The 13,954-nt window shown below is 66.7% G+C and carries 15 protein-coding genes; 8 read left to right on the top strand and 7 right to left on the bottom strand.

Going from position 1 to position 13,954, the window contains the following annotated elements; genetic code table 11:
• Nucleotides 1–53: 53 nt before the first annotated feature.
• Nucleotides 54–560: a DUF2478 domain-containing protein gene (locus V5734_RS04475; RefSeq protein ID WP_347312310.1), complete on the bottom strand. Its 507-nt coding sequence runs from the start codon at nucleotides 558–560 to the stop codon at nucleotides 54–56.
• A 36-nt stretch (nucleotides 561–596) separates the two neighbouring features.
• Between V5734_RS04475 and V5734_RS04470 the strand changes: the two genes are divergently transcribed.
• Genes V5734_RS04470 through V5734_RS04445 form a run of 6 tightly spaced genes read left to right on the top strand, consistent with a single transcriptional unit; the run spans nucleotide 597 to nucleotide 4,801 of the window.
• Nucleotides 597–1,493, top strand: coding sequence for a formate dehydrogenase accessory sulfurtransferase FdhD (locus V5734_RS04470; RefSeq protein ID WP_432759664.1), 897 nt, complete (start codon nucleotides 597–599; stop codon nucleotides 1,491–1,493).
• Nucleotides 1,486–1,944: a GNAT family acetyltransferase gene (locus tag V5734_RS04465; protein ID WP_347312309.1), complete on the top strand. Its 459-nt coding sequence runs from the start codon at nucleotides 1,486–1,488 to the stop codon at nucleotides 1,942–1,944. The genes V5734_RS04470 and V5734_RS04465 overlap by 8 nt, the downstream gene beginning before the upstream one ends.
• Nucleotides 1,934–2,542 carry a molybdenum cofactor guanylyltransferase MobA gene (gene mobA, locus V5734_RS04460; RefSeq protein WP_347312308.1) on the top strand — a complete coding sequence of 203 codons (609 nt, stop codon included), beginning with the start codon at nucleotides 1,934–1,936 and terminating at the stop codon, nucleotides 2,540–2,542. The genes V5734_RS04465 and mobA overlap by 11 nt, the downstream gene beginning before the upstream one ends.
• The gene (mobB, locus tag V5734_RS04455; protein WP_347312307.1) at nucleotides 2,539–3,033 is read left to right on the top strand and encodes a molybdopterin-guanine dinucleotide biosynthesis protein B; all 495 of its coding nucleotides are present in this window, start codon (nucleotides 2,539–2,541) and stop codon (nucleotides 3,031–3,033) included. The genes mobA and mobB overlap by 4 nt, the downstream gene beginning before the upstream one ends.
• Nucleotides 3,030–3,533 (top strand): hypothetical protein, encoded by a 504-nt coding sequence (locus V5734_RS04450; protein ID WP_347312306.1) that lies wholly within the window; start codon nucleotides 3,030–3,032, stop codon nucleotides 3,531–3,533. The genes mobB and V5734_RS04450 overlap by 4 nt, the downstream gene beginning before the upstream one ends.
• Nucleotides 3,530–4,801, top strand: coding sequence for a molybdopterin-binding protein (locus tag V5734_RS04445; RefSeq protein ID WP_347312305.1), 1,272 nt, complete (start codon nucleotides 3,530–3,532; stop codon nucleotides 4,799–4,801). Before V5734_RS04450 ends, V5734_RS04445 begins: the two co-directional genes overlap by 4 nt.
• A 33-nt stretch (nucleotides 4,802–4,834) precedes the next feature.
• Here V5734_RS04445 and V5734_RS04440 read toward each other — a convergent pair whose 3' ends face one another.
• Entirely contained in the window at nucleotides 4,835–5,062 is a 228-nt protein-coding gene (locus V5734_RS04440) for a sulfurtransferase TusA family protein (protein WP_347312304.1), read from the bottom strand.
• Nucleotides 5,063–5,252: 190 nt separating this feature from the next.
• Here V5734_RS04440 and V5734_RS04435 point away from each other — a divergent pair, with 190 nt between their 5' ends.
• Together V5734_RS04435 and fdhF are read left to right on the top strand one after the other, a co-directional pair.
• On the top strand, nucleotides 5,253–6,938 hold the full coding sequence (locus tag V5734_RS04435) for an NAD(P)H-dependent oxidoreductase subunit E (RefSeq protein ID WP_347312303.1): 1,686 nt from the start codon (nucleotides 5,253–5,255) through the stop codon (nucleotides 6,936–6,938).
• Between the two features lies 1 nt (nucleotide 6,939).
• Complete coding sequence (fdhF, locus tag V5734_RS04430) at nucleotides 6,940–9,720, top strand: formate dehydrogenase subunit alpha (RefSeq protein ID WP_347312302.1); 2,781 nt, start codon at nucleotides 6,940–6,942, stop codon at nucleotides 9,718–9,720.
• Between the two features lie 63 nt (nucleotides 9,721–9,783).
• Here fdhF and V5734_RS04425 read toward each other — a convergent pair whose 3' ends face one another.
• The 5 genes from V5734_RS04425 to soxC all read right to left on the bottom strand — a co-directional run bounded on the left by V5734_RS04425 (nucleotide 9,784) and on the right by soxC (nucleotide 13,943).
• Nucleotides 9,784–10,221: a DUF302 domain-containing protein gene (locus V5734_RS04425; protein ID WP_347312301.1), complete on the bottom strand. Its 438-nt coding sequence runs from the start codon at nucleotides 10,219–10,221 to the stop codon at nucleotides 9,784–9,786.
• A gap of 60 nt (nucleotides 10,222–10,281) precedes the next feature.
• Entirely contained in the window at nucleotides 10,282–11,196 is a 915-nt protein-coding gene (locus tag V5734_RS04420) for an MBL fold metallo-hydrolase (RefSeq protein ID WP_347312300.1), read from the bottom strand.
• A 63-nt stretch (nucleotides 11,197–11,259) separates the two neighbouring features.
• Nucleotides 11,260–11,559 carry a hypothetical protein gene (locus tag V5734_RS04415; protein WP_347312299.1) on the bottom strand — a complete coding sequence of 100 codons (300 nt, stop codon included), beginning with the start codon at nucleotides 11,557–11,559 and terminating at the stop codon, nucleotides 11,260–11,262.
• Between the two features lies 1 nt (nucleotide 11,560).
• A complete protein-coding gene (locus tag V5734_RS04410) occupies nucleotides 11,561–12,673 on the bottom strand; it encodes a c-type cytochrome (RefSeq protein ID WP_347312298.1) in 1,113 nt (370 codons plus the stop codon).
• Nucleotides 12,657–13,943, bottom strand: coding sequence for a sulfite dehydrogenase (gene soxC / locus V5734_RS04405; RefSeq protein WP_347312297.1), 1,287 nt, complete (start codon nucleotides 13,941–13,943; stop codon nucleotides 12,657–12,659). Before soxC ends, V5734_RS04410 begins: the two co-directional genes overlap by 17 nt.
• Between the last annotated feature and the right edge of the window lie 11 nt (nucleotides 13,944–13,954).

Below are 13,954 nucleotides of genomic sequence, written 5' to 3'. Positions count from 1 at the left end.
GGACATTTTGTCCATTTCGTGTGGCATCCCGCCTTCAGCGGAAGAGTGTTGCGTCACCGAACCGCGTACCGACACCAGCCCAGGATCGCCTCGGGATCGAGCGTGATCTCTTCCTCCATCCCTCCGGCGAAGGCGCGGAAGGCGGGCAGGCTCGCGGAATTGATGGCGGTCAGCACCGCGATGCCTTCGGCAAGCGCCCGGCCGATCACCGGGCGGAAGCCGCGGCCGTCGATCTCCTGCTTGCCGAACTTGTTGACGATGAGAAGTCGGGGGCGTGGATCCGTGTCCAGCGTCGCCTCAACCAGCCCGACCGCCTGTTCGAGCCCCGCCGGATCGAGCCGGCAGCCCTTGGCAAGGGCGCCGAGGTTCTGGCTGATCCGGATGATCCGCCCCGGCCCGATCACGTGCAGGTCCATGTCGCAGGCCTGCGCCGGGCCGCGATCGGAATTGACCTGCACGGCGCCGGCGACGGCAATGCCTTCGGCATGGAGACGGTGCGCGACCTCCGCCAGACAAGCATCCGCCTTGCCCCGTTCTTCCGTGATGACGTAGCCGAGCATGGCTTCCCCTTGCAACCGCCCCGCCCCGAATACAAGATGCCGGGCGAAACCGAAAGCCGCCCGATGCCCCCTGCCCTGCCGATCCTTCCCCACCCCGCCGACCCGAGGCTGACCCGACGTGTCACCGGCACCGACCAGACCGGGGCCGCGACCGAGATTTCGGTGGTCGAGGAGCGTCCCCTGACGATCTATCTGAATTCGCAGGAGATCGTGACCGCGATGACGATCGGGGATTACCCCGACTATCTCGCCGTCGGATTCCTGCGGAACCAGGGGATGCTGCGCGCCGACGACGTGGTGACGGGCGTCGACTACGACGAGGAGATCGAGACGGCCGTCGTCCGGACCGAGCGCCAGACCTCCTACGAGGAGAAGGTGAAGAAGAAGACCCGGACGAGCGGCTGCGCCGTCGGCACGGTTTTCGGCGACATGATGGAAGGGCTCGACGGTTTGGTGCTGCCCAGGGCCGAACTCAGGACCAGCTGGCTTTACGCGCTGGCGAGAGAGATCAACACCACGCCGTCGCTTTACCTCGAAGCGGGCGCGATTCACGGCACGGTTCTGTGCCAGCAGGACCGGCCGCTCGTCTACATGGAGGATGTCGGGCGCCACAATGCGGTCGACAAGATCGCCGGCTACATGTTCCGCGAAGGCGTGAGCGCGGCCGACAAGATCCTCTACACGACCGGGCGGCTGACCTCGGAAATGGTGATCAAGACGGCGCTTATGGGCATTCCGGTGCTGGCCAGCCGCTCCGGCTTCACCGCCTGGGGGGTGGAGATCGCCCGCCAGGTCGGGCTGACGCTGATCGGCCGGATGCGGGGCCAGCGCTTCGTCTGCCTCGCGGGCGAGGAGCGGCTGATCCGCGACGCGGCGCTGACCGGCGAGGAGGAGGATCGCAAGCATCGCCGCAAGGGAGCCGGGGATGACTGACGACTTCCATCCCGTTCGCGACGACGAGGTCGAGGCGCTCATCGCGCTTTGGGAACGGGCCGGCATGACGCGGCCCTGGAACCCGCCCGAGGTCGATATCGCGGCGATCCGCGCCAATCCGAAATCGGCGCTGCTGGTCGCGACCGAGAACGGCCGGGCGGTCGCGAGCGTCGCGGTCGAGGATGGCGGCCATCGCGCCTGGGTTTACTACCTCTGCGCCGCCCCGGATCAGCGCGGGGCGGGGCTTGGCCGTCGGGCGATGGCGGCGGCGGAGGACTGGGCCCGGCGGCACGGCCACACCAAGCTTCAGCTTCTCGTCCGCCGCTCGAACGCGCCGGTCCTGTCGTTCTACGACGCGCTCGGCTACGAGGAGAGCGCCGTGACGGTGCTGCAAAAGTGGCTCGACCCCGTGCGGGAACGGGCGTTCCGGGACAATCCCGATGTCCACTGACCTGCCCGGCATCATCCTCGCCGGCGGCCGCGCGACGCGGATGGGCGGCGGCGACAAGGGCCTCCGCTCCGTGGCCGGGCGGCGGCTGATCGACCATGTGATCGCCCGGCTCGGCGCGCAGTGCGGCCCGCTCGCCATCAACGCGAACGGCGATCCCGCGCGGTTCGAGGAGTTCGGCCTGCCGGTCCTGCCCGACAGCCTGCCGGACTTTCCCGGCCCCCTCGCCGGTGTTCTCGCCGGGCTCGACTGGGCGGCCGGGCTTGGCGCCGGGGCCATCGTCACCGTCGCGGCCGACACGCCGTTCTTCCCGCACGATCTGGTCGCGCGGCTCCGCGACGCCGTCGGGCCATCCGGCCTCGCGCTGGCGGCCAGCCGGGATCCGGAGGGCAAGCTCTGGCAGCACCCGACCTTCGGCCTCTGGCCCGTCGCGCTGCGCGGCGACCTTCGGGCGGCGCTGGAAGGCGGGCTGCGGAAGATCGTGCTTTGGACCGGGCGCCACGGCGCCGGCGTCGCGGAGTTCTCCTCCGACCCGTTCGACCCCTTCTTCAACATCAACACGCCCGAGGACATCGCCGAAGCCGAGAGGCTCGTGCAATGAGGATCTATGGCGTCACCGGCTGGAAGAATTCCGGCAAGACCCACCTGGTGGAGCGGCTGGTGACCGAGATCACCGGGCGGGGGTTCAGCGTCTCGACCGTCAAGCACGCCCATCATGCGACCGAGATCGACCATCCCGGCCGCGACAGCTTCCGCCACCGCGAGGCCGGCGCCCGCGAGGTTCTTGTCGCCTCCCCTGCCCGCTGGGCGCTGATGCATGAGCTGAGGGGGGCCGAGGAGCCAGCGCTGGCGGAGCTTCTGGAAAAGCTCTCGCCCGTCGATCTGGTGCTGATCGAAGGTTACAAACGCGAAAGCCATCCGAAGGTCGAGACGCATCGGGCGGCGACAGGACGGCCGCTTCTTGCACCCGATAACCCGACGGTCCGCGCCGTCGCGTCGGACAGCGCCCATCCCGGCCTTGCGCTGCCGGTTCTCGATCTCGACGACACCGGGGCGATCGCGGACTTCATCCTCGGAGAGGTCGGGCTGTGAGCGCGTTCGACACCATCGTCATCGTCGACTGGTCGGGCGGCAACGACCGGGTTGCCAAGCCCAAGAAGGACGCGATCTGGTCGGCGGTGATCCGGGACGGCAAGGCGGAGCCTTCCGCCTATCACCGCAACCGGGTGGTCGCCGGGGACTGGCTGACGCGCCTCTTCGCGGAGGAACTCGCCGCCGGACACCGGGTCTTCGCCGGTTTCGACGTCCCCTTCGACTATCCGGAAGGCTTGGCATCGCGTGTCACCGGCTCGCTCCGGTTCGACGGACTCGCGGCGGACATTCCCGGCCTGCCCCGCAAGGGGCACAAGGCGACGGGGCCGGACGACATCAGGGACGAGGTTCAGGTCCGGACACTTGCGGCCCGCATCCACGGGATGCAGGCGCGGGGCGAACTGGCGGCGACACTCGCGGATGTTCCGCATCCGGCGCGTCGCGAGGAAGGCTGGACCTCTGGTCTTGACGCAGCAGCGGCGGAAAGCGAGGCCGCATGACCGATCCCCTCATTCCCCCGCGCCTTCGCGACGATTGTTTCGCCATGCCCCAGGGGGTGTCTTGGGTGCCGGTGGAGGAAGCGTTGGAGCGCCTGCGCGAGATACTGCAACCTGTCGCCGGGACCGAGCTTCTGCCCGGTCGCGACGCGCTCGGGCGCATCCTCGCGGAGGATGCGGTCGCCCGACGCTCGAACCCGCCGCGCGCCAATTCCGCGGTGGATGGCTACGGATTTGCCCATGCCGCGACCGGAGAGGGTGTGCAGCGTTTGCCGCTCGTCGCGGGCCGCGCGGCAGCCGGGCAACCTTTTTCCGGCGCGGTTCCGCCCGGACAGGCGATCCGCATCCTGACCGGTGCGATCCTGCCCGAGGGCGTCGATACCGTCGTGCTGGAGGAGGACTGCGCCACCGACGGCGCGACCGTGGCCTTCGACGGGCCGGCAAAGCCCCGCGCCAACACCCGGCGGGCCGGTGAGGATGTGGCGGAAGGCGCGGTGGCGCTGCGGGCCGGTCACCGGCTACGCCCCCCCGACCTCGCGCTTCTGGCGGCCCTCGGGATCGCCAAGGTGACGGTGTTCAGGCCGCTCCGCGTCGGCGTCCTGTCCACCGGGGACGAGATCGTGGACGATCCGGGCGGCGCCGCCGCCCCGCACCAGATCTACGATGCCAACCGTCCGATGCTTCTCGCACTGGCCGAACGCTGGGACTGCGCGCCGGTCGATCTCGGCCATGTGCCGGACGATCCGGCGGCGATCGCCGCAACGCTTCACCGGGGTGCGGCGGAGGCGGATGTGATCCTGACCTCTGGCGGCGCGTCGGCGGGGGATGAGGACCATGTCTCGGCGCTTCTCCGTGCGCGCGGAACTTTGTCGAGCTGGCGAATCGCGATGAAACCGGGTCGTCCGCTGGCGCTGGCGCTGTGGAACGGCATTCCGGTCTTCGGCCTGCCGGGAAATCCGGTCGCGGCGCTCGTCTGTGCGCTGATCTTCGCCCGCCCGGCGCTGTCTTCGATGGCAGGCGCCGGATGGGCGGCACCGCAGGGATTTACCGTCCCGGCGGCCTTCAGCAAGCGCAAGAAGGCCGGTCGGCGGGAATATCTGCGCGCGCGCCTGGACAGCGAGGGGCGCGCCGAGGTCTTTGCCTCGGAAGGCTCCGGCCGGATCAGCGGGCTGAGCTGGGCGACCGGGCTCGTGGAACTGCCCGACGCGGCCGCCGAGATCACACCGGGAATACCGGTCAGATACCTGCCCTATTCCAGCTTTGGTCTTTAGGCCCGCAGCGGGTTTTTCAGACGACGGGTCCGCTTACCGCCGGCGGATCAGGTAGATCTGGGCGGCGCCGTCCTCGCCCGTGCCGATCAATTCGTGCCCGGCCTCGGCGCAGAAATGCGGAACGTCGATGACCGCCGCCGGATCGGTCGCGATCAGCCGGAGCACGGCACCGGGCGCCATGACCGACAGCCGTTTGCGCGCCTTGAGCACGGGAAGCGGGCAGAGAAGCCCTGTCGCGTCGAGTTCGTGATCCCAATCCATGGCGCTGGGGATAGAGAATGCGCCGCATTCTGTCCATCGGCTGCGCGCGGGGCGTGACAGATATCGTCACTGAATATCGCTGCTTATGATAGAGAATTTCTATCAATCGACGAGACTACCGGATTGATCGGTGTTTCCGGCTTTGTCAGAAGCGGCCTCTGAGACGGCGAAACAGGAGGCGGAAGCGGGCATGGCACTGGACGACAAGGACGGCATCTGGAAATCCGGCAAGGGCCGGGGTCGCAAGACCCCGAAGGGCCGGCAGATCGACGACACGGCCTGGGCGGAGGTGAATGCGCTTCTCGGCGACACACCGCGCCGGCGTGACCTCTTGATCGAGTACCTGCACCTGATCCAGGACCGCTACGGCTGCCTGTCGGCCCCGCACCTGCGCGCGCTTGCCGAGGAACTCCGCACCGGCATGGCCGAAATCTGGGAGGTCGCGACCTTCTACGCCCATTTCGACCCTGTCCGTGAGGGCGAGTCCGCGCCGCCGGACCTGACGATCCGCGTATGCGAATCGCTCTCCTGCGAACTCGCCGGCTCCGAGGCACTGATCGCCGCGCTGGAAAAGGGCATGGACCCGAAGAAGATCCGCGTGCTGCGCGCGCCCTGCATGGGCCGCTGCGACACCGCTCCGGTACTTGAGATCGGCCACAAGCATATAGACCATGCGACGCCCGAGAACGTCGAAGCCGCGCTGAAGGACGGTCACTTCCACGCCGAAATACCGGCCTATGAGGGCCTTGCGGCCTACCGCGCCGCCGGCGGCTACGAAAAGCTCGCGGAACTCCGCAAGTCCGGCGACTGGGAAAAGGTGCAGGAAACCGTGCTGGCTTCGGGGCTGCGCGGCCTCGGCGGCGCTGGCTTCCCCTCGGGCCGCAAATGGGGCTTCGTGCGCGCCAATCCCGGTATGCGCTATCTTGCCGTCAATGGCGACGAGGGCGAACCGGGCACGTTCAAGGACCGCTACTATCTGGAACGCACCCCGCACCTGATGCTGGAAGGCATGCTGATCGCCGCCTGGGCGGTCGAGGCCGAGCGCTGCTTCATCTACATGCGCGACGAATATCCTGCCGTTCTGGAAATCCTGCGGCGCGAGATCAAGGCGCTGGAAGACGCCGGCATCATCCTGAAGGGCGAGGTCGAGCTGCGCCGGGGCGCGGGCGCCTATATCTGCGGCGAAGAAAGCGCGATGATCGAATCGATCGAAGGCAAGCGCGGCATCCCGCGCCAACGCCCCCCCTACGTCGCCGCCGTCGGCATCTTCGACCGGCCGACGCTGGTTCATAACGTGGAGACGCTGCACTGGGTTACGCGGATCGTCCGCGAAGGGCCGGAGGTGCTGAACACGACCGAGAAGAACGGCCGCAAGGGGCTGCGCTCCTACTCGGTCTCGGGCCGCGTGGCGAAGCCGGGCGTCTACCTCTTGCCCGCCGGATCGACGATCACCGACATCATCGAGGCCTGCGGCGGCATGGCCGAGGGTCACCGCTTCAAGGCCTACCAGCCCGGTGGCCCGTCCTCGGGCCTCCTGCCCGCGTCGATGAACGATATCCCGCTCGATTTCGACACGCTCCAACCGCACGGAACCTTCATCGGTTCCGCCGCCGTGGTGGTCCTGTCGGACAAGGATTCGGCCAAGGCGGCCGCCCTCAACATGCTGCGCTTCTTCGAGAGCGAATCCTGCGGCCAGTGTACGCCCTGCCGAGTTGGCTGCGAAAAGGCGGTGAAGCTGATGCAGGCCGACAAATGGGATCAGGGTCTTCTGGAAGACCTCTGCCAGGTTATGGGCGACGCCTCGATCTGCGGGCTTGGGCAGGCTGCCCCGAACCCGATCCGCCTGACGATGAAACATTTTCCGGATGAGGTCTGATATGACCGACGCAATCAAGTTCACCCTCGACGGCAAGGAAGTCTCGGCCCGGTCGGGCGAGACGATCTGGGAGGTCGCCAAGCGCGAAGGCACGGTGATCCCGCATCTCTGCCACAAGGACCAGACCGGCTATCGCCCCGACGGCAACTGCCGCGCCTGCGTCGTGGAAGTGGAGGGCGAGCGGGTGCTCGCCGCGTCCTGCTGCCGCAACCCGTCAAACGGGATGGTCGTGAAGACCGACACCGTGCGCGCGGTGAAATCGCGCGAGATGGTGATGGAGCTTCTGCTTGCCGACCAGCCCGAGCAGGCCAAGGCGCATGACAAGTCGTCCCACCTCTGGGACATGGCCGCGGCGAATGGCGTTTCCGAGAGCCGCTTCCCGAAGGTCGAACCTTCGCGCATCCCGCTTCTCGACGACAGCCATGTGGCGATGCGCGTCAACCTCGACGCCTGCATCCAGTGCGGCCTCTGCGTCCGCGCCTGCCGCGAGGTTCAGGTCAATGACGTGATCGGCATGGCGGGGCGCGGCCACGACGCCTACCCGGTCTTCGACATGGCCGACCCGATGGGCCAGTCGACCTGCGTCGCCTGCGGCGAGTGTGTGCAGGCCTGCCCGACCGGTGCGCTGATGCCGGCAACCGTCGTCGATGCGGCGCAGATGGGGGACGGCGCCGATTTCGACAGCGAGACGACGTCCGTCTGCCCGTTCTGCGGCGTCGGCTGTCAGGTGTCGCTCAAGGTCAAGGACGGCAAGGTGAAGTATGTCGAGGGCATCAACGGCCCCGCGAACGAGGGCCGGCTGTGCGTCAAGGGCCGGTTCGGCTTCGACTATATCCACCACCCGCACCGGCTGACCAAGCCCCTGATCCGCCGCGCTGACGCGCCGGCGAAAGGGCTCAACGTCGATCCGGCGAACTGGCAGAAGCATTTCCGCGAAGCGAGCTGGGACGAGGCGCTGGACGCCGCCGCTAACGGTATCAGGACGCTCACCGACGCGCATGGTGGCCGGGCCATCGCCGGCTTCGGCTCTGCCAAGTGCACGAACGAGGAAGCCTATCTCTTCCAGAAGCTGATCCGTCAGGGCTTCGGTCACAACAACGTCGACCACTGCACCCGGCTCTGCCACGCCTCCTCGGTCGCGGCGCTGCTTGAGAACGTGGGCTCAGGCGCGGTGACGGCCACGTTCAACGAGATCCAGAACGCCGACGTCGCCATCGTCATCGGCTGCAACCCGGTCGAGAACCATCCCGTCGCCGCGACCTACTTCAAGCAGTTCACCAAGCGCGGCGGCAAGCTGATCGTGATGGACCCGCGTGGCGTCGGCCTGCGCCGGTTCGCCACCCACATGCTGAAGTTCCGCCCAGGCGCGGATGTGAGCATGCTGAACGCGATCATGCATGTGATCGTCGAGGAAGGGCTCTACGACCGCCAGTATATCGAGGCCTATACCGAGAACTGGGAGGCCGAGAAGGCGCATCTGGCGAATTTCACGCCCGAGAAGATGGAGCCGATCTGCGGCATCCCGGCCGAGGAGCTGCGCGCAGTGGCGCGGGAGTTCGCGACCGCCAAGGCCGGCATGATCTTCTGGGGCATGGGCGTCAGCCAGCATATCCACGGCACCGACAATTCGCGCTGCCTGATCTCGCTCGCGCTCATGTGCGGCCATGTCGGTCGGCCCGGCACCGGCCTGCATCCGCTGCGTGGCCAGAACAACGTGCAAGGCGCGTCCGACGCCGGCCTGATCCCGATGTTCCTGCCGGACTACCAGACCGTCACGGACGACGGCATCCGGGGTCATTTCAACAAGATCTGGGGTTCGGACGACTTCTCGAACGAGAAGGGCCTGACGGTGACCGAAATCCTCGATGCGGTCCATGCCGGTCAGATCAAGGGCATGTATATCCTCGGTGAAAACCCGGCGATGTCGGACCCGGACCTCAACCATGCGCGCGAGGCGCTGGCGATGCTCGACCACCTCGTCGTGCAGGATATCTTCCTGACGGAAACCGCGAACTATGCCGATGTGATCCTTCCCGCCGCCGCCTTCTACGAGAAGAACGGCACGGTCACGAACACCAACCGGCAGGTCCAGATCGGGCGCGCGGCCGTCACCCCGCCGGGAGAAGCGCGGGAAGATTGGGCGATCACCATGGCCCTGGCGAACCGCCTTGGCCTTGGCTGGACCTACGAGCATCCGAGCGAGGTCTTCGCCGAGATGAAGGCGGGGATGAAATCTCTCGACAACATCACCTGGGAGCGTCTGGAAAACGAAGGCGCCGTGACCTATCCGTCGCTGTCGCCCGAAGATCCGGGCCAGCCCATCGTCTTCGGTTCGGGCTTCCCGCGCGCAGGCGGACGGGCAAGGTTCACGCCCGCTTCCGTGATCGCCCCGGCCGAAGTCCCGGATGCCGAATATCCGATGATCATGACGACCGGCCGCCAGCTCGAACACTGGCATACCGGCTCGATGACCCGCCGCTCGAAGGTGCTCGATGCGGTGGAGCCGGAGGCGAACTGCTCGCTTCATCCCAATACGCTGAAGCGGCTCGGCGTGGAACCCGGCGGGCGCGTCCGCCTGTCCACCCGGCGCGGCTCGATCGAGATCATGGCGCGGGCCGACCGGGCGATCGCCGAGGATATGGTCTTCGTTCCCTTCGCCTATGTCGAGGCGGCGGCGAACATCCTGACCAACCCCGCGCTCGACCCCTATGGCAAGATCCCGGAATTCAAGTTCGCCGCCGTGAAGGTCGAGAAGGCCGAGACCGAAATCGCGGCCGAATAGGCCGCGCGACGGCGGGCGCGGACCGAGCCTTGCTCTGACCGCGCCCGCCCAACAATGCGCCGGTTACTGACCTGCGGCCTCGCGGGCGATTTCGTCGAGAAGGACCTGAACCTCCTGCATCGTGCCTTCCGGCAGGTTCCGGTAGCCGATCGACACCGCACCTTCACGATCGGTGACGAAAACGCCGTAGGGGCAGTGCGCGATGTTCATCGGGTCCGCTTCCATCACCTTCCGCGACACCTGCGCCGAGCAGAACAGGAACACGTCCGCCGCATCGAAGATCTTCACGTCGCTTCCGACATCAGCGCCGGTACGGTTCAGCATCTCGCCGACATGGCTGCGGTAGTCGATGACGAGGCCCTTGTTGACGATGGCGTTCTCGACCGCGAAGGTCGCGTCATCGAAACTGCCATCGAACGGATAAGTCGTCGCATCCTGCGCAAGCGCGACGCCCGCGCCGAGACCGACAGCCAGAAGAGCAGCACTTCCCAGTCTGAACATGATAGACACTCCTTTGTTACGTTTCCCCGACCTGCGGCGGCGCGGAGGGTGCCGGGCAGGTCAGAGGTCTTCCACGAAACGATAGCCGGTTTCCGCCTTCTCGGCGCGGCCAATGCCGCCGCCGGGAAGATGAAAGCCGGTGATCACGAAGTTCTCCGAAACCAGCCGGTCGAAAAGCGCCACGCGCGTCTCTGCGGCGCGGGCCATGTCCTGATCGGACCCGGTATGCCAGTCCGGCCGTTCGAAGGCGACATGATGGTTGCCGATACAGTCGCCCAGCACCATCACCGGGGTCGGGCCCGCGATCTCGTAGGCAAGATGCCCCGGCGTGTGGCCCGGCGTCAGCCGCGCGGCGATACCGGGCAGCGGTCCTTCACCGTCGGCCAGGAAGCGCATGCTGTCGGCGATGGCGCCCAGCCGGCGCGCGGCCCCCACGGCGAAGGTCGTGCGCGCCTCACCGATGGTGGAGACCGTGTCGGGATCGGTCCAGTAGTCGAACTCCATCTGCCCGATCATATGCTCGGCATTCGCAAAGACCGGCTCGTCGAACTCGTCGAGCAGACCCCAGAGGTGGTCGGGATGGGCATGGGTGAAGATGACATGCGTCACGTCATCCACCGACAGACCGATCGCATCCATTGCCTCTGAAAGCTTGCCGGCCGTGGACTGGAAATCCGGTCCGGCACCTGCGTCGAAGAGGACGGTATTGGTACCGTCGCGCAGAAGCGTGACGTTGCAGGGCGGGGTTAGTTGCTCGGCCGAAAGGCCGTATTTTTCGATAATCGGCTGCAACTCGTTTTCCGGAAGGTCGTCGAAGATGAAACTGCCCGGCAGCATCAAGTTGCCGTCCGACAATGTGTCGATCCTCAGGTCACCGAGCGTCAGAGTGTTGACCGCCCAGGCCCGGCGTGGGGTCAGAGGGGCGGCGAGCGCCGCGGACGCGGTGGACAGGAAGGTGCGGCGGGTGAGCAGCATCGGGTGCCTTTCTTGGGTGAGTGCCGAGGCCCGGCGAGGGGCCTCGGCAATGTGGTTTGTCTTTCAGCCGAAGATGCCGGCGGCAACCTCGGAATGCCAGCCGACGCTTGCCTCGCAGGAGGCGCCGACCGTGGCCGGGCTGTTGGCCGGGAAGCTCGATATCGACATGACACCCTGAGCCGGGTCATCGCCCTTGAAAAAGACCTTGGGGTCTGTGCGTACCGCCCGGAAATCAGGGGTGACGGTCGGCGATATGGAGCGCCTGTCCGGATCGCCGATCTCTGCCGCAGGCAAAGCGGTTGCGCCCGGCGCCACTGCGAGCGCGAGGCGAAGGGCGAGACGCGCTGTGCCCCGCCCCTCCATCTTATCCGCCGTGCGTGCTCAGAAAGGCAATCACGGCGTCGATCTCCTCTGGCTTCTTGAGACCCGCGAAAGACATCTTGGTGCCTTTCATGTAGACCTTCGGATTGGCGAGGAACTCGGCCAGAGCTTCCGGCGTCCAGATGAGACCGCCGCTTGCCGCCTCCGTCATCGGCTTGGAGTACTTGAAGCCTTCGACAGTGCCCGCCGCGCGGCCGACAATACCGTTGAGCATCGGGCCAGTCACGTTCTTGGCGCCCTCGCCGATCTTGTGGCAGGCCTGGCACTTTTTGAAGACCTTCTCGCCCGCCTCGACCATCGCCGGATCGGCGGCGGCCATTTCGGTGGACGGAGCTTCGGCGGCGGCTTCCGCAGTTGGCGCTGCCTCAGGCTCGGCCTGGGCGGTTTCCGCCGCCGTCGCTGCCTCGGCCGCGGCTTCTGCTGCCGTCAGCGGCGGCAGGGTGCCGGCGGGTTTGCCGTCCGGATCGGTCGGCGTGACGTTCAGCATCACGGCACGCTTCGTGACCTCGACCTTCTCCACGCAATCCGTCATGCAAGGCTCAGTGGTGAAGAGCGTGTATTCCGTCTCGGCCCGGTCGTCAGGATAGAAACCCTCGGCATTCGGCAGGGTGATTTCCGTGAAGTTCTCGTTCGAGAGCTCGAAGTCATCCTCCACCAACCCGTTCGAGTAAAGAAGGAACGCTGTGATGGCGTAGGCTTCGTCCGCGCTGACGGTCTGGGCCGCCCCGAAGGGCATGGAGCGGTGGATGTAGTCGAATACGGTCGAGAGATAGGGCCAGTAGGAGCCGATCGTCTTGACCGGCCGCCGATCGCGGAGCGAGCCCTTGCCACCGGCCAGAACCGGCCAGTTGTCGATGCCTTCCGCGAAGTCGCCGTGGCAGGAGGCGCATTTCTCGGCAAAGACCTCGTCGCCGGTGGAAACGTCACCCGACCCGACCGGAAGCCCGGTTCCGTCGGGAAGGACGGCGATATCCCAGGCGGCGACTTCCTCGGGCAAAGCCGGGCGGCCAAGACCCGCCTTTTCCGCCAGCGACGGGCCCGCGAGGAGCGAGAGCGAGAGCGCGGTTCCCGCGAGGAGCTTAAGCGACTTCGACATTCTCGACCTCCCCGTCGGCGCGGACCCACCAGGTCTGGATCCCGTTATTGTGATAGACGTTGTTCAGGCCCCGGATCTTGCGGAGGGCGTCCTTGGTGGGCTGGACATAGCCCGTCTCGTCGATGGCGCGGGATTGCAGCAGCATCTCCGACCCGTCCCAGTCGATGTTCAGCCGGAAGCGGGTCAGCGCCTTCGACTTCACGTCGCCGGTCAGTTCCGCCTCCTGCCAGTTCTTGCCGCCGTCGAGCGAGACATCGACGCGCGTGACCTTGCCGTGCCCCGACCAGGCGAGGCCGGTGATGACGAGCGGTCCCTTGCCGTGGCGGATCGGCGCCTGCGGGCTGGGCGAGGTGATGACGGATTTCGCATCCATCACCCAGGTCCATTTCCGCGCGCGGCCATCCGGCATCAGGTCGGTGTATTTCGACGTTTCCTCGCGGCCTTCCACCGCCTGATCGTAAACCCCGATCCGGCGCAGCCACTTCACCCACATGTTGCCTTCGAAACCCGGCACGACGAGGCGGACGGGGTAGCCGTGTTCCTTGCGCAGCGCCTCGCCATTGGCGAAGAACGCCACGAGCACGTCGTCCATCGCCTTCTCCAAGGGCATCGAGCGGCCGTTGGAAGACGCATCCGCGCCTTCGGCATAGACCCACTTGCCCTCGGGCTTCACCCCGGCCTCTTCCAGAAGAAGGCGCAGCGGCACCCCGACATATTCCATGTTGTGGATCATGCCTTGGGTGAACTGGCAGCCCTCAAGCTGCGCGCCGCCCCATTCCATGCCGCCGTTGGCCGCGCACTCACAGAAGGCGACGCGGGTTTCGCGGGGGAACCGGGTGAGATCTTCATATGTGAAGACGAGCGGCTGTTCGACAAGCCCGGTGATCATCAACCGATAATCCTGCTTGCTGAGCTCGATCGCGCCGGAATGGTGGCGTTCGAAGGCACAGCCCTGCGGGGTGATCGTGCCTTCGAGAGCATGGATTGGCGTGAAGTTGATCGACGACACCGGGCTTTCCGTCAGCCATTCGACATTGCGGCGAACGACATGGGATTCGAACCGGATCGGCGTGCCGTAGGGTGCCGCATCCACGGGGTCGCCAAAAGCAGACGCCCAGTCCTGCACCTCGGTGATCAGCGGGTCGGGTGCACCCTGCGCGCGGGCCAGACCGGCTGTCGCGACGGCGCCACCGGCCGCGAGGCCCGCGCCGAGGAAGGCGCGGCGGCTGGCGCCGCCTGCCGGCTTTCCGGTCTCTTCGGTCTCCGACATCGAAACCTCCT

Source organism: Defluviimonas sp. SAOS-178_SWC, from assembly GCF_039830135.1.
GTDB lineage: Bacteria > Pseudomonadota > Alphaproteobacteria > Rhodobacterales > Rhodobacteraceae > Albidovulum.
Note: the sequence above shows the minus strand (reverse complement) of the source record. Positions and strands in the feature narration are given on the sequence as shown.